Genomic DNA, 23,087 nt, shown 5'->3' with positions numbered 1-23,087 from the left:
CCATACCGCCCTGGCGTTACAGCTCGGCGTGGAGCGTCTGGCGTGGATGGCCCATTCGCGACGCAAGTTCATCTGTGTTGGTGAGGGGAGGTTTGATTTGTGTTCGTTCGGCAGGACGCCGGTGAGAAGGGGAAAATCAGTTCCGCAACCAAAGACTTGCCCATTGGATTTAAAGGCCTTCTGAGGACCTGAAAGCGTACAGATGCGGAACTAATTAAAATGTAACTTGTTGTTTTGTAATGATAAATCAATGGGCTTGAAAACTGCCGCCTGTAACAGGTCCCAGAGTTCGAATCTCTGCGCCTCCGCCATATCGAGATACCTCAAAGCCCCGGAATCCGGGGCTTTGTCGTTTCTGGCGTGGTCAAATTGCAATCTTGAAAATTCTGATGCGCTCCACCGGAGCACGCAAAACCTAGGTCAGATTCAACCCTCCGTCTGACAGGAGTATCTCACCGGTCAAGTAGTCCGACTCGACCAGCATTAAAACCGCTTTTGCGATGTCGTCTGGGCTGGCGGCCCTGCGCATAGGTGCGCGGGTTCGCCACAACTCTTGGGCATCTGTCCACTCTGCGGTCAGAGGCGTGTCGACCAAGCCAGGTGCCACAGCGTTTACGCGAATTTCCGGCCCAAGCGATACCGCGAGCAAGCGGGTCATGTGATTAAGCGCCGCTTTGCTTACCGCATAGGGAATCGATGCGCCCTTAGGACGGATACCGGCATGCGAACTGATGTTGACGACGCTACCTGCTCGACGGTAACGGGCGGCATCGCGCAATGCCGACTCGGCCAATGTGACCAGGTGGAACGGCGCCACGACATTAACCTCGTTAAGTTCGTGCCACACCGTCGAACTGGCAGCGGCCAGGTCGCCGTGGGGAATGACTCTGCTAATACCGGCGTTATTGACCAATACGTCGAGCTGCCCCCACGCGGCGATCGCCTCGTTAATAAGCCTGACCCTGTCAGCTTCGAAAGCAAGATCAGCTTGCACGTAAATAGCCTGCTTCATTTCGGCAGCCATAGCGCGTCCCGTATCCGCAGAATTTCGCGAATGGAGCACCAGCGCATAGCCTGCCTGGCTTAGTACACGTGCAATGGCTGCGCCGATACCGGAAGTGGATCCTGTAACCAACGCGACGCGTAATACGTTATCGATTGTCGGATCGGGTTTCATATGGATATCTCGAATGGGTTGCTAGAGAGCCATCACCGTAGACGCTTCTGTAGCTCTGCTCTGAGAGGCTGGCTTTTTTGCAGGACAACTGGGGGGCTTGCCGCTGCTCATGGCCACTTCGGCCAGGCGCAGTTTTACAATGATTGGTTCGGGCGGGAAGCTTTTTGCGTGGCCTCTTGTGTTGCGCCTTTCCCGGGTTGAATTCTCTCCTTCAACCTGGACTCGAAACAACCGGTCGCGAACGCTGCTCGATCCTCGACCGGTGCAGTCGGTTGCACCCGACTTGACGCGGATCTTCGATTTTTCGAATCGGCCACAATATTTGCGTTTCTGAAACGTCTTCAGGCGTATTGAGCCACTTAATTGCGCACACGATGACCGAACGATACAGAGACATCACTGCAACCGTGGTGCGTGAGCGCGCCAGGCTCGCCAATTTTATCCGGCGTCGAATACGCGATCCGGGCGACGCCGAGGACATCCTGCAGGATGTATTCCATGAATTCGTGCAGGCGTACCGACTTCCAGCTCCGATCGAGCAGGCGAGTGCGTGGCTGTTTCGCGTCGCGCGAAACCGCATCATCGATAGCTTTCGCAAGAAGAAAGAGCAGCCGCTGCCAGAACTGTCTGGCGACGAGGATGACCCTGGCAGTGAGTATCGCTTGGACCTTGCCCTGCCTGCACGAGACGGTGGTCCCGAGGCCGCCTATGCGCGAGCGCTTTTGCTCAAGGCATTACAGGATGCGCTCGAGGAGTTGCCGCCGAATCAACGTGATGTATTCATTGCGCACGAGCTAGAGGGGCAGTCCTTCAAGGATATGGCGGTGGAAACCGGTGTCACGCTCAATACGCTGCTTGCGCGCAAACGCTACGCGGTTTTGCATCTGCGTAAGCGGCTGCGGGCTATTTACGACGAACTGGGATTTTAGAGGAGTTGACGGATGAAATTTCGAATCAGATTTGTGGGTAAGGCGTTCCTGGTGGTGTTGGCTATAGGCGTGCTCGGCTGGGTGGTCATGGTTCTATGGAATTGGGTGATGCCGGGGCTATTCGTCGGAGCCCGGGAGATCGACTTCGCACATGCGTTGGGCTTGCTGCTGTTGAGCCGAATTCTGTTTGGCGGATTTCGCGGACACGGCGGCTGGCGCGAACGACGTCACTGGCGCAAATGGGAATCCATGACGCCCGAAGAGCGGGAGCAATTTCAGACGACCTGCCGATCAGACCGGGGTCGGCACGTGGGAGATCGAACATGACCGAGAATTCAAAGACCAATTGCAAACAGCAGCCGGGCGTGATTGCGCCAATCGTCGACCTGAAGCGTTGTGAAGGTAAGGGCGATTGTCTCGAGGTCTGTCCCGAGGATGTGTTTGAGATTCGGCGCATCGACGAGGTCGACTACCTTGACCTCGGCTTGATGCACCGTCTCAAACTACGAGTGCATGGAATGAAAGTCGCGTACACGCCTAACGCGGATGCCTGCCGGTCGTGCGGCCTTTGCGTGACGGCATGTCCCGAAAGCGCGATCAAGCTCGCCAGAACAGCATAGCTGTCGCACGTTCACCTCTGATGAAGGAAGGAGAACTCTGGCCGGTAGATACTCGCGTTCTTTGCATACCGGGCTGATATACAGGAACGTCTCCCGAGCTTATGGATAACGCCGCGACACCATTCGTCGCCTCTAAAAACCTGGCGCGCAATACACGACCCTCTCTGGCTTGCGGCTTGCAGAGGAGGGGCGTAGCGGCCCCGGAACGACGTAATTCTGACGCGGCGGCAATCACATCAACGCTTCAGGACTCCAGCGATACGCTTGGTCAGTCACCGGGAGATGTACCGTGTCAACTCTCAATGAAATCGCAGCGAACCACGCGAGAATGGCCAAGGCAAAGGAAGAAGAGTCGACCGGACTGAGTGAGCTACACCTCCAGATAGTGTGTAGCTTCGAAGTCCCATCCAGTGATGCCCAACAGCACATTCCACTGCACCTTATCTCTGGAGCGCAGGACAATCAGCTCGGGCAAGCAGCCAGCGGCTTGCTCTGACCGCGCCAGGCCGAGCCAGCCGCCCGCCTGATCGAGCTGATCATTGAGATTGCCCGTCAGACCATTCGCAAATGGGGTAATGGAGTGTTTGTGTGAGCATCAATTTAATAAATCGTAGTTTATCAGACTGATGCGGGTATTGGGGTCCCCCCCCCCCAGGCGTGGTCCAAATAAGCGGAAATAAAGTCTCTGTGCTCTAACGCAGCACAACGGATGGGCATTGACAAAAATGGCCATCATGTCCGGAGGTTCTATGCCAAATGGCGTCGAGAATCTTGGGCTTAAACCTGGTTTTTAGAAAGGCCCTCCACTAAGGCCTGGAAAAATTAGAGCGAGCCGTTGACGCGCATTGATGAGGTGTGTCTAAATGTCTGCATATGGAAAATTGCAGGAATGGCTCGTTGCTTTTATAGCCTTTTCATGTACAGGGAGTTGTGAGGTGATGTTGTTAAGCTGTAGTTCTTGCGCCTTTAATACCCCGCGCGCTTATCCTGTTCGAGGCGCATTGTTCGCCTCAAGCTTCGAATTGATCGTCGGTCCGCTACAGTTGCGCTGATGGGGTCGGCCAATATTGTTTGAGTCGATCAGCGGCTGTTCTCGAGTCGTTTTTTCTTGCCCGTTATTTCACGATTTTATGTGGCTCATAATAGGGGTGTGTATGGAGGCATAATCCTGGTAATCGCTAGTTTATTAGGTATGGTTGAAAAGTGATATTTCCTGGTCGGCGCGCTCAGCAGGCATCTGTCAGGAGTAATTAATTAAAAAACTCACATCAATATAGGGAAATATATGAAGCGTTTATTTTTGTTGCCTCTCATGGCTTTGCTGCCTCTATCGTTTCAAGCATCGGCCTGCTTGACAATTAAGGATACCTACACTGGAACTATTCCTGCCAATGGGACAGTGATTGTTTATGGCCCATTCACGATTGGCTCGACCTGTGCCAAGGCTAATATAGCCTCTACTATCACAGCCTCTGGTGCAGGGAGTGCCCCGCAGTTGTATATTGACAAGCAGACTGGGGGGAGTTGGGTGCAGGTTGCAGGTAATACCGGTACTACCGCTTCGTATTTGGGAGCGCTGGGTACGTACCGAGTAAGGCACGTTAATAACACGACCGCCGCAAAAACTTATATTGGTACGACTTCTTACGGTCACTAGTTTTAGTGCGTTTGTAAAGGCGCGTCAGGTGTAAGGCGTGACGCGCCTTTATCATTGATTAGGCTCGCTAATTTTCTGAAAGAGTGCAATAAGGGCAGGTGCTCTACTCCGGGACCATTTCCCACACCTCTTCGAAGATCTTCCGCGGCTCTACCATGAAAACCGTCACGTCCTGAACATCCTCGAAGGTGCAACCTGCCGGCTTACCGAGGCTTCATGGCAGACAAGACGATTGATTCAATCAGAGGCTGAGTGGCGACGTCTCTCTGCCCGTCTGGTGTATTCCATGAGTTGTAGAGGACCGGGCCAGCATCGCTCATCAAAATATCGCCATCCTTCAGAATCCTGAACGCCCAGATTTCTGGCCATGCCTCTTTTCCCTGCTCATCCAGCGTGTGTTTGCGCAGCACCACGCGAGCGAATGTCCCGCTCCCCTCATTTGCATAGACCAGGTTGGCCCTGACCAGGCCAAAGTGGCCTTCAATCTGGAAGTAGCTCCCCGAGGGAATGGAAAAACTCACGCCAAACCGGCTCGCCGTTAATTCGAAAAGGCCGGAAAGACGGTTTCGCAACCCATCGGTGTGTCTGTTGACTTGCTCGATGTCCTGGACGACATGACCGATTCCGCTGAGGGATTCTTCGGTATAGGCAGAAAACAACATGGCCCGGCTCCTTGGATGATTGGAACCGCATTATGCCGCTCAGTCGGCGCCTTATTAATGTCCTGGCTCATTGGAAAGGCTTGACGCAGGTGAGGTCGAAAAGAAGGCGACTTTTCCAGCAGAAACGTATATCTGCTTGAAGTCCTGCCCGTCGCGTAACACGAACAAGGCATCCATGCCGCGCTCCTGAGCCAGGCGTGGACCTTCGTTTTCGCCCAGCACCATCAGGGCCGTGGCCCAGGCGTCGGCGAGCAGGCCGGTTGGCGCCACTACGGTGACGGCCGCGAGGTTGTTGCTCAGCGGTGCGCCGGTCGCCGGGTCCATGGTGTGGGCGTAGGATCGACCGGCCACATCGACCCACCGTCGGTAGTCGCCGGAGGTTGCAATGGCGGCGTCGCTGAGCTCCATCACCCCCATCACTTCACGTACGCCTCGGTTGGGTTTTTCCAGGGCCACGGCCCAGGCCCTGCCGTCGGGTTTGGCGCCACGGGCGCGCATTTCGCCGTCGATACCCACCAGGTACTGTGTGATACCAACGTCTTCCAGGCTGCGGGCCAGTTCATCCACGCCGAAACCCTTGGCGATACCGTTCAAATCAAGGTTGAGCGCGGCGCGCTTGCGCACCTGATTGCGTCGTGTATCGACCACCAGGGCCGCGCTGGCCGACAGGCGGGCCGGTGGCGGGCTGGTCGCGGACAGCGGTTGTGTGACCGTCTGTTCGCCGGGGCCGAATCCCCAGGCCTGCACCCGATCACCAACGGCGATGTCAAAGGCGCCATTGGATTGCTGGTTGATTCGCAGCGCCGCGGACAACACCCCGATCATCTCCCTGGGTACCGGCACCCATTCCTGTTCGGGGGCGGCATTGAGGCGATTGAGGTCGGAGTCGGCCTTCCAGGTCGACATCTGCTGGTCCACCCGGCCCACGGCGTGCGCCAGGTCCTGGCCAATGGCATCGGTATCGATCCCTGCCTCGGCGTAGAACAAGGCGGTGTAGCGGGTCCCCATGGTTTCGCCACTCAAACTGTAGCGTTGCAGCTCAGTAGACATCTTCACGGTAGCGTCCTTGGGCTTTCAGGGTCATCACGCTGAGGTCGAGAGGCGCGAGTACTTCATCCAGCGCCTGCATCACCGCCCTGGCCATTTCGCGACGGCCACACACCAATACCTGGGCGCCTTTTTCAATCAGCCGGCGCAGGGACAGCGCATCGTTGATCAGTCGGTCCTGCACGTAGCTGCGCTCCTGGGTTTGGGAAAAAGCCGCGCGCAAGGCCGTGAGGCGTCGGTCAGCCAGATAGCGCTTGAGCTCCGGTTCGTAGAGAAAGTCCGAGGCCGGGTGGCGTCCACCCCAATACAGGTGCATCGCGTTACGGTCCTTGTTGTTACGGATAAAGCCGGCCAGGGGACCGATACCGGTCCCGGCCCCGATCAGGATCACCGGCTGGCTGCCGGATGCCGGACGGAATTGCGGGTTGGGCTGGATAAAGACGTCGATCTGCGCACCGATGTCCAGATCATGCAGAAACCCCGAGCACAGGCCGTCTTCATGTTTACGGACGCAGATTTCCAGCACGCCATCCTCCGAACGACTGGCCAGCGAGTAGACGCGAGGTACCGGGCTGCCCGGGGGGAGGATCCCTACCAGGTCACCGGCCTGGAAACTCGGTAACTCGCCGACCGCCTTGAAACGCAGTATCTGGGTTGGCGCATTCACTTGTTCGCCGTAGACGATGCGCCCCGTCAATCGCAGTGCCTGGGTGCGCGGGCGCTCGGGCGTGTGAGTCAGTGTCAGGTCCTGTCCCAGTACTCCTCCCAGTGCGTATCCCCAGCGGGCAAACTCTTGGGAGGATTGGCGGTTGATGGTTTCCAGTGCCAGCAACGCCGAGCCGCCGGCTTGCAGCATCGCGTTCTGGATCTGATGGGCAAACTGGCAGAACCGGGCAAACTGTCGATCACCAAAGCCCAGCACGGCAAAGGGCTGGCCGGGGTTGAGGCCGGTCTCACGAAGCCGCGCCAGGAACTGTGAAGCGGAGGCGGGTGCATCGCCGTCGCCATGGGTCGCGGTGAGAATGAACAGACGCTTGGCGCCAGGGTATTGGCCAGTCCATTCATTCATCGAGGTGCTGTGTACCTGATGGCCGGCCTGGTGCAAGGCTCGATGTAGAGCCTCGGCAAAGCCCCAGGTGCTGTTGTTTTCGCTGCCGACCAGAATCACGCTCTCGGCTGATTGCGCGTCGCTGTTGTGGCTCAGCTCCGGACCGGCCTGGCGGCGGCGCCACCACAGCAGGACGCCGGTCACGCTCATCAAGGGAACGCAGAGCGCACAGGCACCGAGTGGCAGGCCCAGCCACCAGAGGCCTTCGCCCGTGTGCAACTGGTAAATCCATTCGTAAATCCTGAGCATCGCGTCATGGGGCTGATAGGACAGCCACTCGCCGCTGGCCGGATTCACGTAGCCGTCGCCCTGTGCCGTGCGCAGGGAAAACAGGTCCTGTGGGTTGTCGGGGCTGGGGTAAGCCAGCTCGCGCAGATCATTCAGGTCGGTGGTTTGCAAGGCCCGCAGACTCGCCACGGGTAATGCCGGAGCAACATTGATCCCACTGGGGAAGGGCGGTTCATCCTGGCTGCCGTCGGCGATCAGTCCCAGGGTGCCGGCGGACATGTATAGCCCGCTCAGTGCCGACAGCAGCAGGCCGAGCAGGGCCAGGCGTCCGACTTCCGAATGCCAGCGCTGGCTGAACGTGCCCCGCAGCGGACGCAGCAGATTGCGCCAGCCACCCAGGCGCCGCGCCAGCAATAGCGCGCCGGACACCGACAGCATCAGCATGAATAACGCGCCTGCGCCGGATATGGCATGGCCCGGTGTGCCGAGGAACAGTGAGCGATGCAGGTCTTTCACCCAGCGCGAAAAGGACGACGGTGCATAGGGCGCGAGGCCTTGGCCGGTCAATGGATCGACCGTTTCCATCGCGGCCTGATCGTTCTGGTTGTAGTAGACGATTACCGTTCCGGACGCGGTGCGGCGGATCTGCTCCACGCCTTGGAAATGCTCGGCAACGCGCCCGGCCAATTGCCCGACAGTGACCTGCCCGGTGGCACTCGGAACGCTGTGCAGGCGCTCGACGGCCGGGTCAATGGACAGCAGCGCGCCACTGATGGCCAGGAGCATAACCAGCAATGCAGCGATCAGGCCGGGCAGTGAGTGGAATTGGCGAAGCATGTTCAGCCTCCGGAAACAGCAGGTGTTACAGGTCGTAGGTAAAGGACTTGACGTAGGTATTACCGAGGGTTGTCTTGCCCGCCCCTTTGGCGGTCAGGGGCACGCTGACGTCGGCACGGCCTTCGCGTTGGTTCTCCACGGCGCTGTCGATACGGATCTGGAACCCGGCATCGATCAACGTGTCCGCCAGCTCGACGCTGACCTTGAGGGTGTCGCCGCTGCCGACGCTGGCGCCGCTGATCCCATCAAATTCGGCGGGTCTTTGGCCGCTCCCCCGCGCCCAGTCGCTCAGATGCCGGTAATACTTGGCCTTGCGGCCGGCGACCCAGAGGGTTTTCTGGTACTGGCCGTTGCCGTCGGTGAGGTAGATCGCCAGATAGGCGTCGCTACCGCTGTAGTCCTTGAGCTGGGTGGTCAGGGTCACTTCACGGGCCTGTGCCAACTCCGGCAGGGCGAGGGCGCCGACGAGGCAGGTTGCGGCGATGAGGGTCTTCATGACGGTATCCTGTTTGAACGGTGTGGCAAGAGTCTGGACCTGCCGGCTGACAGCAACCTGAACCCTTGGAAACAGCTGCCGGAGGAGGTCTGCGTGGCATACCCTGGCGCGCATTCCTGACAATCACCTGAATCTTCAGGTTCACGTCAGCAAAGGCGTTTAAGGTGTGCCACGACAACCATCACGAGAGGTGCCGCATGCGGGTTTTGCTGGTCGAGGACGCCGTAGGACTGGGGGATGCCGTACGCGAGCAGATCGCCGACGACGGCCACGCCGTGGATTGGGTGCAGTGCCTGGACCATGCACGCAGTAGCGTGCGCACCACGCCTTACGACCTGATCCTGCTCGACCTGATGCTGCCGGACGGTCGCGGGCTGGACTTCCTGCGTCAGCAGCGCACGGCGGGGGATGTGACACCGGTGATCATCCTGACCGCCCAGGACCAGATATCCGAACGTATAGCCGGCCTCAATGCCGGTGCCGACGACTATCTGGTCAAGCCGTTCGATCTGTTTGAACTCTCGGCCCGGGTTGCCGCCGTGGCCCGACGGTACAGCGGCAATCCCAACCCGCAGATCAGACTCGGCGATCTGCAGGTCGATATGAGTGCCCGCACGGTGCAGCGCGGCGGCCTGATCGTGGACCTCACGGCCCGTGAGTGGGCGCTGTTCGAGGCGTTTGTCCAACGTCCCACGGCGCTGCTGTCCAAGTCACAGCTTGAGGAGCGGCTGTATGCCTTCGGCGCCGAAATCGAGAGCAATACCATCGAGGTCTATATCAGCCGCCTGCGTAAAAAGCTCGGCCGGGAGATGATTGAAACCGTGCGTGGCATGGGTTACCGGTTGATCTGCGAATGAAGCCGTCCGCAAGCCTGCAGAAACGCTTGGGCCTGGGCCTGACCCTGGGCCTGACCTTGCTGTGGTTGGGGGGCACTGTCGGCGCCTGGCTGGTGGTGCAGCATGAGCTGAACGAAGCGTTCGACAGTGCGTTGGAAGAAACCGCGCAACGCATCCTGCCGTTGGCGGTGCTGGAGATCGGCAGTCGTGACCGGGCGCCCGAGGCACAACACGTGCCCACCTTGAGAATGCACAAGGAATATCTGGCTTATCGGGTGCGCGATGCCGAGGGTGTAATCCTCATGCAGTCCCATGACGCCAGCCCGGAGATCTTCAGCAAACCGCCGAGCGAAGGCTTTTCCACCACTGAAAAGTACCGCCTGTACGGCGCCAGTGCGCGGCATGGAGCGGTGTTCATCGAGATTGCCGAGCCCCTGAGCCATCGTCGTGAAGCCGCGCGCGAAGCGCTGTTTGCCTTGTTGTTGCCGTTGCTGGCGCTGATTCCCATCAGTCTGCTGGGTACCTGGCTGTTGGTGCGGATCAGCCTGCGCAGCGTATTGGCCTATCGCCGGGCCGTCGAGGTTCGTGGCGTCGGTGATCTGTCGCCGATCAAGGTGGCACGCCTGCCGGCTGAAATCGATCCGCTGGCCGAGGCGGTCAATCACCTGCTGGAACGCTTGCGCAAGGCGTTGGAGACGGAGCGCAGCTTCACCGCCAACAGTGCCCATGAACTGCGTACACCGCTGGCCGCGACCCTGGCGCAGACCCAGCGACTGCGCCACGAAGCTCCCGAGGGTCCGTTGCGCGTGCGTGCGACCAAGATCGAAAGCTCCTTGCGGGAGTTGATCCGGCTCTCGGAAAAGCTTATGCAACTGGCCAAGGCCGAAGGGGGCGGGCTGCTGTCCGAAACGCCTCAGGACCTGATTCCCTTGCTGGCCCATGTGGTTGATGAGTGGAACCAGAACAGCGGTCGGCGGATCAACTTGCAACTTCCGGCGCGGGCCAGTGTTTGTGCGGCAATCGATCCGGACGCCTTCGGCATCCTGTTGCGCAACCTGATCGAGAACGCGTTGAAGTACGGCGCTACGGATCAGCCGGTCGAGGTCAGTCTCACCAACCAGGGGCTACTGCGGGTGGTCAATGCTGGGATTGCGGTGCCGGAGCCGGTGTTGCAGCGCCTGACCGAGCGCTTTGTCAGGGGCAGTAGCGAGAGCAGTGGTTCGGGGCTGGGCCTGGCGATCGCAAAGACCATTGTCCATGGGGTCAAGGCAAGCATGACGCTAGCCTCACCTGCGCCGGGCAGGACAGATGGTTTCGAAGTCGCCATCCAATTTCATCTCGCGCCGACGCTGTCCGGTTGAGCGCCGCCATTTGGCTTCAATCGCCAGCACTCAAGTTTGAGGATGGCGCTGCTTTTCTGATTTTGAGTCGGTAGACAAGCGTCATTCATGTGAGCGGGGTGGTTTGAACAAATCACCCATGTGCCAATAAAGCAAAGAGGTATGTCATGCCCCACGAAACAGTCGTCCAACGTTACGCAAAAATATCGATAATTTTGCATTGGCTAATGCTGGCGCTCTTTGTCGGTGTTTATGCCAGTATCGAAATCAAGGGGTTGATTCCTCGTGGTGATGCCTTGCGCGGTTTCTTTCTTGGTACCCATGCAGTGTTTGGCATGGCCATTTTCGCCTTGGTATGGGTGCGCCTGTTAGGACGCTTGAAAGCAAGTCCGCCGATCTTGCCCAAGCCACCTGCCTGGCAAACGCTGTTAGCCCACATTACTCATCTGGCGCTGTATGGGCTGATGATCGCTACCCCACTACTGGCCTGGTTGATGCTCAGTGCTGCTGGCAAGCCGATCCCGTACTTTGACTTTATGCTCCCCTCGCCAATAGCGCTCGATCCTGATATGGCAAAGCAATTCAAAAGTTGGCATGAGTGGGTTGGGAATGCGGGGTACTGGCTGATCGGATTACACGCCTGCGCAGGACTTTTCCACCATTATTGGGTCGGCGATAACACGATGGTACGGATGATACCCAAACGTTTTCATTCCTGAGTCTGCAGTCATGCAATGGAGTGGGCTGGATAACGCTGGAAACGACCTGTGGTCTTGACCCAGGCTTCTCAGTGTTGCGGCTTGAAGGGGCTCAAGGATGAGCCCCCCATCAGCAGGGTATGGATTGCATCGTTTAACGCGCTACTTCTTTAAGATAGAGATTGCGGGCCGCCAAGGCATTAGGCGTGAAATCGGTAAATACACCGTCAACACCGGCTCGGAAAAAGGCCAGGTATTCTGCCGCTGGATCCCCCTTATAGACACCTGCCAGGTATTTCGCTTCGTTGCGGAAGGTGAATATATGAACGAACAGATTGGCCTTGTGGGCGTCGCTGATCAGGCGGGTTGGCTTGAGGGTGTCGACCTTGTCCAAGCTGGGGTTGGACGACGAATCTTGAGCCGCGGCGACGGTGAGCGACATTGCCTGTGGCTTCCATGGACCAATGCCGTCGGCGTAGGTCTTGACCTCGGCCAATCCTGCCGGCGTCAGCATCGCACCGAAGGAGCGTGGATCACCTGCTACGGTCCAGCTATAGGGGCGGCCGCTGACGAACGTATTGGGTTTGTCAGTGATGAAAATGGTTTCGCCCGTCTGGAAGTTTATTCCGTTTCCATCGACCAACTGAACGGCTTTGGATTTCAGGCCGATAGAGCGCAGGTATTTCAAGCTGCCCGGATCAAAGCTTTGCACAAAGACCGGGGCTTCCTTGCGATTGAGGTCGTTGTCGTTGAGGGTTTTGAGGAACGCCTTCTCAAACGGATGACTGCCCGGTACGCCGCAACCATTGGCAATGGCTTGGGCATTGTTCCAGATCGGATTCTTGCTTTCTGGATAGACCGTAATGACGCGACCTGTCGCTGCGCTTTTAGCCTTTGCAATGTCGATCACGTCCTGAAAACTCAGGATCGGCAACTTGCCGTTCAGTTCGGTTGGGCGCTGGTCGCGGGCATCGTAAGTGGTACCGCCTATCCATTGCCTGAGTTCGGCCATGGTGAAATCGCTGATTGACCAGTCGTTGGTGTGGTCTTCGCCATCAACGACCAGTGATTTCAATACTGATTTCGGATCGTTGGGGTTGGTCAAGTCACTCAGGTACTGTGCCGGACCATTTTCTGCCGTGGCGGGATATTTGACATTGACCAATACGCCTGGAACGGTGCGTTTACGGCGTGCAACTTCGGCGTTGGTCTTCGCGACTTCGCTGATGTTGGTGTTGTCGCTCAACCAGGGATTGTGTCGAGCCACCAATACGCAGTCCTTGGTCATGTGCAGATCCAGTTCGAGCGAATCTGCGCCAGCATCGGCGGCCTGCTCGTAAGAGGCCCGGGTTTCTTCCGGATACAATCCCGGCAGGCCGCGATGCCCGATAATCAAGGGTGGCTTACCGTCGAGGGTTTTGAGCGAAGCAGATGCGGTTGACTGTGCGCCAGGTAAACTCCCGTTAGTACCGTCACAAGCACTCACTAACAAGCTGCATCCGAGAGCGATAAAGCGGGCAAGAGGCAGACCTGGGCGAGTGTACATGTGCAGTCCTTCAAGATGGGAAGAGCGGTTATCAACCAATAGTAATCACGGACACATGACAAAATCATGGCTCATCGGGTCCGCTCCCGGGCAAACCACCCACTGGCCGTAGGCACACTTATCGTCCGGATAAACTTCTATTTCTTCTTGGCCGCAGCCTCAGCGGCCAGGCACTCAAGGGCAAACTGCTCGGTGTACGTCATCTGGATAGGAGTGGTTTCTCCCTTGACGGTCCTTTCGCCATCGAGGATGTAACGAATGCGCTTGTCGGTCACGCCGATGCGTTTTGCGATCCAGGAGGGGGTTTGTCCGATGCGCGAAATCAGCTTGTCGGCATATTCGGTGGACGGGTTGTAATGTTCTGCGTTGGGTGTCATGTGACGTCCAGATAAAAGGTGGGTCTGTGATGCATTGGTGGGGTAGGGGACACGGTGCACCAATTATTGGACGGTGTCGCGGCTTCAATGAAGAAGCCCCGGAATCCGGGGCCTTGTCGTTTCTACAGTTTATCAGCCTGGTATCAACTTGCTTTCGGTTTATCGCCAATCGCATCCAGTTCGGCCAGCGTGTCCGGCGTGAGCTGCAACTGCCCGGCCTTCAGGTTTTCGCGCAGGTGCGCGACCGAGGACGTACCCGGAATCAGCAGGATGTTGGGCGAGCGGTGCAGCAACCAGGCCAGCGCCACTTGCATCGGCTGGGCTTGCAGGCGAGCCGCGATATCCGACAGCGCCGTTGACTGGATGGGCGTGAACCCGCCCAGGGGGAAGAACGGCACATAGGCGATACCCTGCGCCGCCAAGTCGTCGATCAACCCATCGTCCTCGCGGTGGACCAGGTTGTACTGGTTCTGCACGCAGACGATATCGGCGATCGCCTGGGCTTCCTTTATCTGCCCGGCGGTTACGTTGCTCAGCCCGATATGGCGGATAAGCCCCTCCTGCTGTAACTGCGCCGTGGCCTCGACCAGATGGCCGATGCTGTCCTGAGTCAGGCCATGGCCAAAGACACGCAGATTGACCACGTCCAGGGAGGCCAGGCCGAGATGGCGCAGATTGTCTTCGACGGCGCTACGCAACTCTTGCGGGCTCTGGGCGGCCAGCCAGTCGCCCTTGTCGTTGCGGCGCGCGCCGATCTTGGTGACCAGGGTCAGGTTGTCGGGATACGGATGCAGCGCTTCGTGAATGATCTGATTGGTGACGTGCGGGCCATAGAAGTCGGAGGTGTCGATATGGTCGACGCCGGCGGCGATGGCTTCGCGCAATACGGCGATACAGGCAGCTCGATCCTTCGGTGGCCCGAATACCTGCGGTCCGGCAAGTTGCATGGCGCCATAGCCCATTCGCCGGACCTTGCGACCCGCGAAGCTGAAATGGGCAGGGAGGGCGGAAGTGCTCATATGGGTTTTCCTCTATCGGTCTGTTTCGATGCGAGTCGCAGCGCGTTCCGCGGCGGGGTTCGATGGGCCGAATATAGTTCCAATTGCGCTGTTTGATAATCAGGCATAAAGTTTACGGGCTGTTTAAATTAGTGAACAATTGTCATGAAATTTAACGATATGGCGGCTTTTGTCGCTGTCGCACAGGCGGGTGGTTTTCGTGAGGCGGCACGCAGCGGTGGCGTTTCCGCCGCCAGCTTGAGCGTAGCCGTACAGCGTCTTGAGGCGCAGCTGGATCTGCGTCTGCTCAACCGCACCACGCGGAGCGTGGCTTTGACCGAAGCCGGGCAACACTTGTTAACCCGGCTGGAGCCACTGTTTTCTGAAATGGAAGCGTCATTGGATGTGCTCAATGGCTTTCGCAACAAGCCCTCCGGTACGCTGCGGCTCAATGTGCCCACCAGCGCCGCGCGTATCGTGCTGCCTGAGGTCATTGCCGGATTTCTCGGACGTTATCCGGATATCCGCATCAAGGTCGTGGTGGAAGACGGATTTGTCGACGTGCTTTCGGTGGGCTGCGATGCCGGCATCCGTTACGACGAAAGGCTGGAGCAGGACATGATCGCGATTCCCATCGGTCCGAGGGTGCAGCGCTTCGTCACGGCGGCGGCGCCCGGATATCTGGACCTGTATGGCCGACCGGCCCATCCACGCGAGTTGTTGACCCATTCCTGTCTGCGCTGTCAGTTCTCCGGCGGCAACAAACCCACCTGGAAATTCGAGCGCGATGGCGAGCAGATCGAGATTGATCCGCCCGAACGTCTGCTGGTGACGCCCAGTGGAGCCTTGGATCTCACGGTCAGCGCTGCCGTGTCCGGCCTGGGGGTGGTGCATCTGTTTGAAGACCTGCTGCGACCGCAACTGGACAGCGGCGAGCTCGAACCCATCCTGGAACCTTGGTGGCCGACGTTTTCCGGCCCCTTCCTGTATTACCCTGGACGGCGTCATTTGCCGGCACCGTTGCGTGCTTTTGTCGACTATCTGCACGAATTGTCGCAAGCGTTGCCTTCGCGAGCCTGAGTCTGATTACAATCGGGCATTCATCAACACACCCAACAAGAGTGGTTAACACCACCGAGTGATTCAGACCTTGATCGAACGACGCCAATTCAGTGGAGGCATGAAGGGGAAAAACCTCCGCTATCTGAATGAAAACCCCGGTGCGCCCGCGCAAATGGCCCGGACAGGCTTTTTGTTGCTCGAGCATTTCTCCTTGCCGGCATTCACCCAGGCCCTGGATACGCTGGTCACGGCGAACCTCCTGCGTCCAGGGTTGTTCTCTTCGCGAACCTTCGGTCTGCATGAAGGGGAGGTGATCAGTGACCTGGGCCTGGTGATTCGCCCCGATGCCCGTATCGATTCGGCGGCCATTCAAAGCCTCGACCTGCTGGTCATCTGCGGTGGCTACCGGACCGAGCTGAAGGTCGACGATGAGCTCATCAGCCTGCTGAGAGCGGCGTCAGACCAGGGTGTCAGCCTGGCCGGGTTATGGAATGGCGCCTGGTTCCTGGGCAGTGCGGGTGTGCTTGATGGCTATCGTTGTGCGATTCATCCCGAACATCGGCCGGCGCTCGCGGAGATCTCCAAGGCGACCCATGTCACCAGCGAGGCCTATGTCATCGATCGCGACCGGCTCACCGCGTCCAGCCCCTCGGGGGCTTTCCATATGGCGTTGGACTGGATCAAGGGTTTGCACGATAAAGCCCTGGTCGAGGGTATCGAGGACATACTGGCGTTCGAGGAGTCGCGCTATCGGCGTATCAAACCGGCGGAGAATGTGTGCGTGAGCGCACCACTGCGGGAGGTGGTCAAGCTGATGGACGCCAACCTCGAAGAGCCTCTGGAACTGGAGCAACTGGCGGCCTATGCCGGCCGTTCCCGCCGGCAACTCGAACGCCTGTTCAAGGAGCAATTGGGCACCACGCCGCAACGCTATTACCTGGAGCTGCGTATCACCGAGGCACGTCGGCTGCTGCAGCACACCGAGCTGTCCCAGGTCGATGTGCTGGTGGCTTGCGGGTTTGTCTCGCCGAGCCATTTCAGCAAATGCTACAGCGCGTATTTCGGCTACCGGCCGTCCAAGGAAACGCGCCTGGTTAAATAGCGTGAGCGGTTCAGGCACATTACGTTGCATCGAACCCTTTCCAAGGCCGTTCATTACCACCCTGGCCAGCCAAGGGGCGCTTGAACTGCAAGCGATGCGGGCCCAGGATCTGACCGCCGCGTGGTTGAACGCCACGCTGGAAGATGGCGATATCCTGTTTATCGATTCCACGCATACGGTAAAGACAGGGAGCGATTGCCTGCATATTTACCTGCGCCTGCTGCCGAAAATCACCAAGAAGATCTTTGTCCACGTGCATGATGTCTTTCTGCCCTTTGGCCTGCCGACGAAATGGCTGATTGATCATCAGATCTATTGGACGGAACAGTATCTGCTGCTGGCGCTGATGACGGATAACCCGCGGACGAAGCTGCTGTTTGGCAGCGCGTATCACGAACATTTCAATCATGATCTGTTGACCGCACTCATGCACGGTCGAGCCGAAAGTCACGGTGCCAGTTTCTGGTTCGAGTTTGATGGCCGGGGCAATGCCTAGTTTCTTCGGGCGCCAACCCTTGTAGTCCGCCAGCCAACACCAGCCCGCCAGCTTGCGTGCTGGTTTTCCCACGCACCCTGGGCGGCCCTCACAGGCCCGCCGAAGTCACTTCAAATACGAGCGCAGCGCCGACACCACTTCATCCACATCCTCGCGGCGCTGGGCCGGCGTGACATCGTCCGCGCCCAGGTGTTCGCGGATATGACCTTCCAGCACCTCGTTCATCAAACCATTGACCGCGCCACGGATCGCCGCGATCTGTTGCAGCACGGCGGTGCACTCGACTTCCATATTCAGCGCGTTTTCCAAGGCCTCGGCCTGGCCCTTGATGCGCCTGACACGGGTCAGCAGGCGCTTTTTATCCTTGATGGTATGCGGCATGGAATTGTCCCATTGTGTGTTATCTATACTGGGGTATAGTATGTTTCGACCTTGTCATCAGGACTGTAGCCCAATGTCTTCGCCCAATGCTACTCATCAGAACTGCCATTCGAAAATCCTCAACGATGGAAATCCCCTGGCGGAGACCAACACCCGGCGCGCCATGATCCTGACGGCCATCATGATGGTCGCCGAGATCGCCGGCGGCTGGTACTACAACTCGATGGCGCTGTTCGCCGACGGCTGGCACATGAGTTCCCATGCGTTGGCGCTGGGGTTGTCGGTGTTGGCCTATGGCGCTGCCCGGCGCCTGTCCAGTGACAACCGTTTTGCCTTCGGCACCTGGAAGATCGAAGTGCTGGGCGGCTACACCAGTGCGTTGTTCCTGGTGATGGTGGCGGGGCTGATGCTGTATCAGTCGGTTGAACGGCTGATTTCACCTGCGGCGATTCATTATGACGAAGCCATTGTCATCGGCATCGTCGGCTTGATGGTCAACCTGGCCTGCGCCTGGCTGCTCAAGGACGGCCATGCCCACGATCACCACCACGACCATCATCATGACCACGGCCATGAACATGCCCACGATCTGAACCTGCGTTCCGCCTACCTGCATGTGGTGGCCGATGCGGCCACCTCGGTGCTGGCGATCCTGGCGCTGATCGGTGGCAAGGTCTGGGGCGCGGCGTGGCTCGACCCGCTGATGGGGATTGTCGGCGCGGGGCTGGTGGCGAGCTGGGCCTATGGGCTGATCCGCCAGACCAGCCGTATCTTGCTGGACGCGGAAATGGATGCGCCGGTGGTCGAGGAAATCCGCGAGGTCATTGCGGCCAGCCCGATTCCAGCCAGCATCAGCGACCTGCATGTCTGGCGGGTCGGCAAGGGGCAGTTCGCCTGCGTGCTAAGCCTGGTGACGCACTTGCCGGCCACGCCGGACTACTTCAAGGCGCAACTGGCGATCCATGAAGAGTTGGTGCACGTCACGGTTGAGCTTCATCTGCTGGCGTGACGCTGGCCGTCTGTTCACCGGGTAAAGGCCGGCAAACTCATGATGGGCCCGTCACACGGATATGGGCCTGCAGATACTCCACCAGCGCATCGAAGGTCGCCTTGCAACGGGGGCTGGTGCGCAGGTCCTCGTGCATGGTCACCCAGGTTTCCAGCTGGAAGGTGAACCGCTCCGGCAACAGCCGCACCAGTGCCGGCGTGCGGATCGCCAGGGCGCTCTGGCAGATGCCGATGCCGCAGCCAGCGCGGATCATCGCCAGTTGCGCCAGGGTGCTGTCGGTGCGCAGCGTGAAGGCCTCGCGATTCCAGCCGGGCACTTGTTTGCTGGCGGCACGGATAAAGGGCGTGGTGACATCGAAGCCGATCAGCGCATGGCTCGACAGATCGGCCATTGTGCTAGGCGTGCCGTGTCGTTGCAGATAGTCCACATGTGCATAAAGCCCCAGTTCCACCTGGCCGACACGCCGGGCGATCAGCTGATCCTGTTTCGGCGCGGTCATGCGCACTGCAATATCCGCCTCCCGTTGCAGCAGGTCATGCATCTTGTCGGTGGCCAGCAGCTCGATTTTGAGTTGCGGATGGTCCTGGCGCAGCAGTGCCAGTGCCGGAGGTAGCACCTCGATGGCAATGATTTCACTGGCGGAGATCCGCACCGTGCCGTTCACCGTCTGACCCTGTCCAGTGGCGGCACGCTCCAGCGCGGCGGCGGTGTGCTGCATGGCTTCGGCATAGCCGCGCAGCGCCAGGGCGGTCTCTGTGGGTAGCAAGCCGGTCTGCGAACGGGTGAACAGCGGTTGCTTGAATGACGCTTCCAGCGCGGCGATATGTCGGCCCACGGTGGGTTGGGCAATGCCCAGCGCCCGTGCGGCGCCCGAGAGCGAGCCCTCCGTCAGCACGGCAAGCAAGGTTCGGTACAGCTCCCAACTCATGATCTGGTCCATGCATAAATGTATGGCGGATAGCTTGTGCTAGGCAATTTATTTCCTGAAGGGGCAGGCCCAGACTCTGTTCATCGTTACCTTCCTGGAGAATTGACATGGCAGCACAGAGCAACAAGGTTTTGGTACTGGGCGCCGGCGGTGGCATTGGCGGCGAAGTGGCGCGGCAACTGCGCGATGGCGGCTGGCAGGTGCAGGCACTCAAGCGTGGCCTGGCGACGGCGGCCGAACAGCGCGACGGTATCCAGTGGTTGCGTGGCGACGCCCTCAACCGTGACGACGTGGTGCGGGCGGCGCGGGGTTGCAGCGTGATCGTGCATGGGGTCAACCCGCCGGGCTATCGGCACTGGGCCGAGCAGGTGCTGCCGATGATCGACAATACGATTGCGGCGGCGCGTATTGAAGGGGCGACCGTCGTGTTGCCGGGCACGGTCTACAACTACGGCCCGGATGCCTTTGCCGAATTGAATGAACAGGCGGTGCAACGTCCGTTGACGCGCAAGGGGCGTATTCGCGTCGAGCTTGAGCAGCGCTTGCAGGATGCGACGCGGGACGGGGTTCGAGCGATTGTCGTGCGGTCGGGCGACTTCTTCGGCCCGCAGGCTGGTAACAGTTGGTTTTCCCAGGGGATGATCAAGCCCGGGCAGGCAGTGAAAGTGATCAATCTGCCAAGTGATCCGGGCGTCGGTCATCAGTGGGCCTATCTGCCGGACGTGGCGCGGACCATGGTCGAACTGGTGGTGCGTCGAGGGGACTTGCCTCCCTTCGCGACCTTTCATATGGAGGGCTACTGGGACGCCGACGGCACCCAGATAGCAGCCGCTATCAGCCGCGTGGTCGAGCGCGCGGGCGGCCAGACCAGGCTGCGGCGCTTTCCCTGGTGGCTGGTAGGACTGGCCTCGCCGTTGGTGACCACCTTTCGGGAAATGCTGGAGATGCGTTACCTGTGGCGTACGCCGGTACGGATGAATAATGCCTATCTGTTGAGCGTGCTGGGGGCCGAGCCGCATACGCCGCTGGATCAGGCGGTGGAAGTAACGCTGAAGGGCGTGGGCTGTTTGTAGGGGGATCAGGCGCTCGAACCCTGACAAGATCAGGGCACAAAGGCCAGCACGGAGGCGGGGGAGCCGGATCCGTCCTTGAGTTTCAGGATCCCGATGACCAGCGTGGTGCCGGTGGCGGGCAATTGATCCAGATGAGTCAGGCACTCCAGAATGATTCCATTTTTCGCCAGGACTTGGTGGTTGGTGGCAAATGCCGTGTTCTGACCAGGATCGACCCCGTGGGTGTCGATCCCGATCCCGGCGACCTCACGCTCTTCGACCAGCAGCCTTGCCGCATCGGCGCCGACCCCGGGGAAGTGCAGGCCACCTTGGTCATCCTCATTGAAAAAGCGCTTGGGGTCGTTCCACAGCGCTTGCCACCCGGTATGGAAGAGCACGACACAGCCCTGGGCGATGCGACCATGGGCCTGCTCCCAACGCTCGATATCTTGAGGGCTGATCACATAGTCGGGATTGGCCTGTGCCTGCGCCCGCACATCGATTACCACGGCCGGTCGTACCAGCGACTCCGGGGTGTAGGCATCGATCCCGATGCCATCGGGGTGAAAACTATTGGGCGCATTCATATGGGTTGCGCTGTGTTCGCCCATGCTGAAACTGCGCAGGTAGTAACCGTCCTGTGCCTGTGAGGCCACCTCACTGAAGGCAACGGGAGGGTCGTGGGGCCAAAGGGGGATGGACGGCGTAATGACGTGGCTCAGATCGATGATTCTTTGAAACTGGATGCTCTGCATTCCTTTGACTCCCGGGTCCTTGGCGAAAGGGTGGAGGATAGCGGCCCGTTTCCACAAGGCCTGTCGTTGCGGCGGCACGTTTTCCGGGTGTGATGAATGGAATCGGCGTCACAGCGCTGACATTTTTTCGACTGGGGCCCGGTGTTCGCAAGCAATAAAAATTTACTCCCGGTGAAAGAAATGCGAAAAGCTTCTCAGCCTTTTCCATGGATTCGGATCCCCTCATGCCTCGATCAAAGTTGTTCACCAAACTGTTTGTCGCGCTGCTGGTCGGCGCCGGGCTCTGGTACATGTGGGTGATTACCAGCGCCAAGCTGGAGTGGGGCGGGAGCAGCCCGGACAAGCAGCAGGTCGGCGCCGTGCAGGACACCCGTCAGCGCGCGATGACCCAGTACTGCACCGGTGTGGTGGTGACCCCGCAGGGCACCTGGCTGGTGGGGCGCCTGGAGGGGGACGCGAAACAGCTGCAGCCCACCGCCGACGTGGTGGACCTGGATGCCGTACTCCATGGCAAGCCGGTTGAGAATAAGGATCTGGCGCCGGAAGACTCGGGGGCTTTCTCCGGCCTTCTCTCGGGCCGGGACAAGGAAACCTCCTTTATCTCGCGCCTGGACGCTCAAGGCCAGTTTCAAATGGTGGCCCATGTCAGCGACGCCGCCTGCCTGGTGGCCAGCCCGGATGGGGCCAGTGTTTTACTGCTGACCGGGCTTGAGCGCCCCGAAGTCGCGGGCGCGAGCGGCGATGAGATCAGGCAGACCGTGATCTTTCGCAGCGACGATCAAGGCAAGCGCTGGACCTGGTTGAGCAAAGGCCTGTTCCCCAAGGCCGAGCAGTTGGCCTGGAACCTCAAGCCCTATTTTCATGGCCCGGATGAAGTCTGGGCCTGGGGCACCCCGAGCGGAACCGACAACGAGAGCGGCGAAGACAAGCCAGGTGCCATCTCCACGGGGGTGTTCTACTCCGCTGATCGCGGCGCGAGCAGCACCCCGATATTCGCGGCCGAGTCGCTGCTGGTGTCTACCGAGTATGCCCAGGGCAAGCGGCCTGACATTACTGAATGGCGCGACTCCGGTGCTTATGGGGAAATCCAGACCTATGTCACTCAGTTGGATGCGCAACGGGCGTTTATCTGGGTATCCCAGCGTTTCTGGGGGAGCAATCCCGACGGTGAAAGCGGCAGCCTGGCGATCAACGTCACGACCCGGGCACCACTGCAGCGCAAAGCAGGGAAGTGGCAGGTCGGGGCTGTGCAGCGCGAGGAGGGGCTGTTTATCGACGCACTGGTGGAGAATGGCAGCGGGCGGGTGATGGGCCTGATCGACCAGGGCGAGCATGGGCAAGATGTGGTGGCCGAGCTGGATACCGCCAAGCTGAGCTGGAAGCCGATGGGTGAGCTTCCGAGTGTGTTCGCGCCGTTGGCGTCGGACAGCCAGTTGCGCGAGAAGAATTTCTGGGTGGGGCAGAACAGCCTGCTGATCAACACCTCAAGCGAACACCGGCCGCCGCGCTGGCTCTACTGGTGGTCGGATGCGCAAATTTCCGCGAACGGGGTGTTCTACTCCAAGGACTGGGGGCACTCCTGGCAACGGCTGGCGGTTGACGGTTACCTGGGGATCCTCGGTTTTCAAGGGGCGCAAGACCGCGTGATCTGGGCCAAGGGCAACTGGTACAACAGCAATGATGCTGGGGTTTATTCCTATGGTTTGCAGTGAGGGTTGGGTTGTCTTGTGCCTATCTTGCAAGACG

General features: G+C 59.2%; 24 protein-coding genes and 1 pseudogene. 13 read left to right on the top strand and 12 right to left on the bottom strand.

Going from position 1 to position 23,087, the window contains the following annotated elements:
- Positions 1 to 415 precede the first annotated feature (415 nt).
- Positions 416 to 1,177, bottom strand: coding sequence for an SDR family oxidoreductase (locus tag M5C56_RS27530; protein ID WP_103495292.1), 762 nt, complete (start codon positions 1,175 to 1,177; stop codon positions 416 to 418).
- Between the two features lie 374 nt (positions 1,178 to 1,551).
- On the opposite strand from M5C56_RS27530, the gene M5C56_RS27525 reads away from it, so the two are divergent.
- From M5C56_RS27525 to M5C56_RS32505, 4 genes are all read left to right on the top strand, one after another.
- The gene (locus tag M5C56_RS27525; protein WP_103495291.1) at positions 1,552 to 2,106 is read left to right on the top strand and encodes a sigma-70 family RNA polymerase sigma factor; all 555 of its coding nucleotides are present in this window, start codon (positions 1,552 to 1,554) and stop codon (positions 2,104 to 2,106) included.
- Positions 2,107 to 2,118: 12 nt separating this feature from the next.
- Entirely contained in the window at positions 2,119 to 2,433 is a 315-nt protein-coding gene (locus M5C56_RS27520; RefSeq protein ID WP_103495290.1) for a hypothetical protein, read from the top strand.
- On the top strand, positions 2,430 to 2,726 hold the full coding sequence (locus M5C56_RS27515; protein ID WP_103495289.1) for a ferredoxin family protein: 297 nt from the start codon (positions 2,430 to 2,432) through the stop codon (positions 2,724 to 2,726). The genes M5C56_RS27520 and M5C56_RS27515 overlap by 4 nt, the downstream gene beginning before the upstream one ends.
- 289 nt (positions 2,727 to 3,015) lie before the next feature.
- On the top strand, positions 3,016 to 3,222 hold the full coding sequence (locus M5C56_RS32505; protein ID WP_103495288.1) for a hypothetical protein: 207 nt from the start codon (positions 3,016 to 3,018) through the stop codon (positions 3,220 to 3,222).
- Positions 3,223 to 4,489: 1,267 nt separating this feature from the next.
- On the opposite strand, the pseudogene M5C56_RS27505 reads toward M5C56_RS32505, so the two are convergent.
- From M5C56_RS27505 to M5C56_RS27485, 5 genes and pseudogenes are all read right to left on the bottom strand, one after another.
- Positions 4,490 to 4,582 (bottom strand): annotated as a pseudogene (locus M5C56_RS27505) (RidA family protein); the annotation flags it as partial.
- Positions 4,583 to 4,586: 4 nt separating this feature from the next.
- Complete coding sequence (locus M5C56_RS27500; protein ID WP_103495287.1) at positions 4,587 to 5,045, bottom strand: hypothetical protein; 459 nt, start codon at positions 5,043 to 5,045, stop codon at positions 4,587 to 4,589.
- Positions 5,046 to 5,099: 54 nt separating this feature from the next.
- Positions 5,100 to 6,095 carry an FAD:protein FMN transferase gene (locus M5C56_RS27495; protein WP_103495286.1) on the bottom strand — a complete coding sequence of 332 codons (996 nt, stop codon included), beginning with the start codon at positions 6,093 to 6,095 and terminating at the stop codon, positions 5,100 to 5,102.
- A complete protein-coding gene (locus M5C56_RS27490; protein ID WP_103495285.1) occupies positions 6,085 to 8,265 on the bottom strand; it encodes a PepSY domain-containing protein in 2,181 nt (726 codons plus the stop codon). Before M5C56_RS27490 ends, M5C56_RS27495 begins: the two co-directional genes overlap by 11 nt.
- A gap of 25 nt (positions 8,266 to 8,290) precedes the next feature.
- On the bottom strand, positions 8,291 to 8,761 hold the full coding sequence (locus M5C56_RS27485) for a DUF2271 domain-containing protein (protein WP_103495284.1): 471 nt from the start codon (positions 8,759 to 8,761) through the stop codon (positions 8,291 to 8,293).
- Positions 8,762 to 8,958: 197 nt separating this feature from the next.
- Between M5C56_RS27485 and M5C56_RS27480 the strand changes: the two genes are divergently transcribed.
- From M5C56_RS27480 to M5C56_RS27470, 3 genes are all read left to right on the top strand, one after another.
- Positions 8,959 to 9,618 carry a response regulator transcription factor gene (locus M5C56_RS27480; protein WP_103495283.1) on the top strand — a complete coding sequence of 220 codons (660 nt, stop codon included), beginning with the start codon at positions 8,959 to 8,961 and terminating at the stop codon, positions 9,616 to 9,618.
- A complete protein-coding gene (locus tag M5C56_RS27475; RefSeq protein WP_103495282.1) occupies positions 9,615 to 10,958 on the top strand; it encodes an ATP-binding protein in 1,344 nt (447 codons plus the stop codon). The genes M5C56_RS27480 and M5C56_RS27475 overlap by 4 nt, the downstream gene beginning before the upstream one ends.
- Positions 10,959 to 11,104: 146 nt before the next feature.
- Positions 11,105 to 11,656: a cytochrome b gene (locus tag M5C56_RS27470; RefSeq protein WP_103495281.1), complete on the top strand. Its 552-nt coding sequence runs from the start codon at positions 11,105 to 11,107 to the stop codon at positions 11,654 to 11,656.
- Positions 11,657 to 11,789: 133 nt separating this feature from the next.
- Here the strand turns inward: M5C56_RS27470 and M5C56_RS27465 are convergent, their stop codons facing one another.
- The 3 genes from M5C56_RS27465 to M5C56_RS27455 form a co-directional block, all read right to left on the bottom strand.
- Entirely contained in the window at positions 11,790 to 13,181 is a 1,392-nt protein-coding gene (locus M5C56_RS27465; RefSeq protein WP_103495280.1) for a glycerophosphodiester phosphodiesterase family protein, read from the bottom strand.
- Positions 13,182 to 13,318: 137 nt separating this feature from the next.
- Entirely contained in the window at positions 13,319 to 13,558 is a 240-nt protein-coding gene (locus M5C56_RS27460; RefSeq protein ID WP_100940111.1) for a hypothetical protein, read from the bottom strand.
- Between the two features lie 143 nt (positions 13,559 to 13,701).
- Positions 13,702 to 14,577, bottom strand: coding sequence for an aldo/keto reductase family oxidoreductase (locus M5C56_RS27455; RefSeq protein WP_103495279.1), 876 nt, complete (start codon positions 14,575 to 14,577; stop codon positions 13,702 to 13,704).
- Positions 14,578 to 14,721: 144 nt separating this feature from the next.
- On the opposite strand from M5C56_RS27455, the gene M5C56_RS27450 reads away from it, so the two are divergent.
- The 3 genes from M5C56_RS27450 to M5C56_RS27440 all read left to right on the top strand — a co-directional run bounded on the left by M5C56_RS27450 (position 14,722) and on the right by M5C56_RS27440 (position 17,216).
- A complete protein-coding gene (locus M5C56_RS27450) occupies positions 14,722 to 15,636 on the top strand; it encodes a LysR family transcriptional regulator (protein WP_103495278.1) in 915 nt (304 codons plus the stop codon).
- Between the two features lie 70 nt (positions 15,637 to 15,706).
- Positions 15,707 to 16,720 (top strand): GlxA family transcriptional regulator, encoded by a 1,014-nt coding sequence (locus M5C56_RS27445; RefSeq protein ID WP_247263377.1) that lies wholly within the window; start codon positions 15,707 to 15,709, stop codon positions 16,718 to 16,720.
- Position 16,721: 1 nt separating this feature from the next.
- Positions 16,722 to 17,216 carry a hypothetical protein gene (locus M5C56_RS27440; protein ID WP_103495276.1) on the top strand — a complete coding sequence of 165 codons (495 nt, stop codon included), beginning with the start codon at positions 16,722 to 16,724 and terminating at the stop codon, positions 17,214 to 17,216.
- Positions 17,217 to 17,321: 105 nt separating this feature from the next.
- Here the strand turns inward: M5C56_RS27440 and M5C56_RS27435 are convergent, their stop codons facing one another.
- Complete coding sequence (locus M5C56_RS27435) at positions 17,322 to 17,597, bottom strand: metal/formaldehyde-sensitive transcriptional repressor (RefSeq protein WP_103495275.1); 276 nt, start codon at positions 17,595 to 17,597, stop codon at positions 17,322 to 17,324.
- 73 nt (positions 17,598 to 17,670) lie between these two features.
- On the opposite strand from M5C56_RS27435, the gene dmeF reads away from it, so the two are divergent.
- The gene (gene dmeF, locus M5C56_RS27430) at positions 17,671 to 18,606 is read left to right on the top strand and encodes a CDF family Co(II)/Ni(II) efflux transporter DmeF (RefSeq protein ID WP_103495274.1); all 936 of its coding nucleotides are present in this window, start codon (positions 17,671 to 17,673) and stop codon (positions 18,604 to 18,606) included.
- Positions 18,607 to 18,643: 37 nt separating this feature from the next.
- On the opposite strand, the gene M5C56_RS27425 is transcribed toward dmeF, so the two are convergent.
- Positions 18,644 to 19,546, bottom strand: a complete 903-nt coding sequence (locus M5C56_RS27425; protein ID WP_103495273.1) for a LysR family transcriptional regulator — start codon at positions 19,544 to 19,546, stop codon at positions 18,644 to 18,646.
- Between the two features lie 95 nt (positions 19,547 to 19,641).
- Between M5C56_RS27425 and M5C56_RS27420 the strand changes: the two genes are divergently transcribed.
- The gene (locus M5C56_RS27420) at positions 19,642 to 20,607 is read left to right on the top strand and encodes an NAD-dependent epimerase/dehydratase family protein (protein ID WP_103495272.1); all 966 of its coding nucleotides are present in this window, start codon (positions 19,642 to 19,644) and stop codon (positions 20,605 to 20,607) included.
- Positions 20,608 to 20,636: 29 nt separating this feature from the next.
- On the opposite strand, the gene M5C56_RS27415 is transcribed toward M5C56_RS27420, so the two are convergent.
- Positions 20,637 to 21,341: a cyclase family protein gene (locus M5C56_RS27415; RefSeq protein ID WP_103495271.1), complete on the bottom strand. Its 705-nt coding sequence runs from the start codon at positions 21,339 to 21,341 to the stop codon at positions 20,637 to 20,639.
- Between the two features lie 224 nt (positions 21,342 to 21,565).
- On the opposite strand from M5C56_RS27415, the gene M5C56_RS27410 reads away from it, so the two are divergent.
- On the top strand, positions 21,566 to 23,053 hold the full coding sequence (locus tag M5C56_RS27410; RefSeq protein ID WP_103495293.1) for a hypothetical protein: 1,488 nt from the start codon (positions 21,566 to 21,568) through the stop codon (positions 23,051 to 23,053).
- Positions 23,054 to 23,087 lie beyond the last annotated feature (34 nt).

It is taken from the genome of Pseudomonas sp. MWU13-2862 (assembly GCF_023242495.1).
In the GTDB taxonomy this organism is placed as follows: Bacteria; Pseudomonadota; Gammaproteobacteria; order Pseudomonadales; family Pseudomonadaceae; genus Aquipseudomonas; species Aquipseudomonas gingeri_D.
The sequence above is the reverse complement of the archived record's forward strand: the minus strand, read 5'-3'. Positions and strand labels throughout refer to the sequence as shown.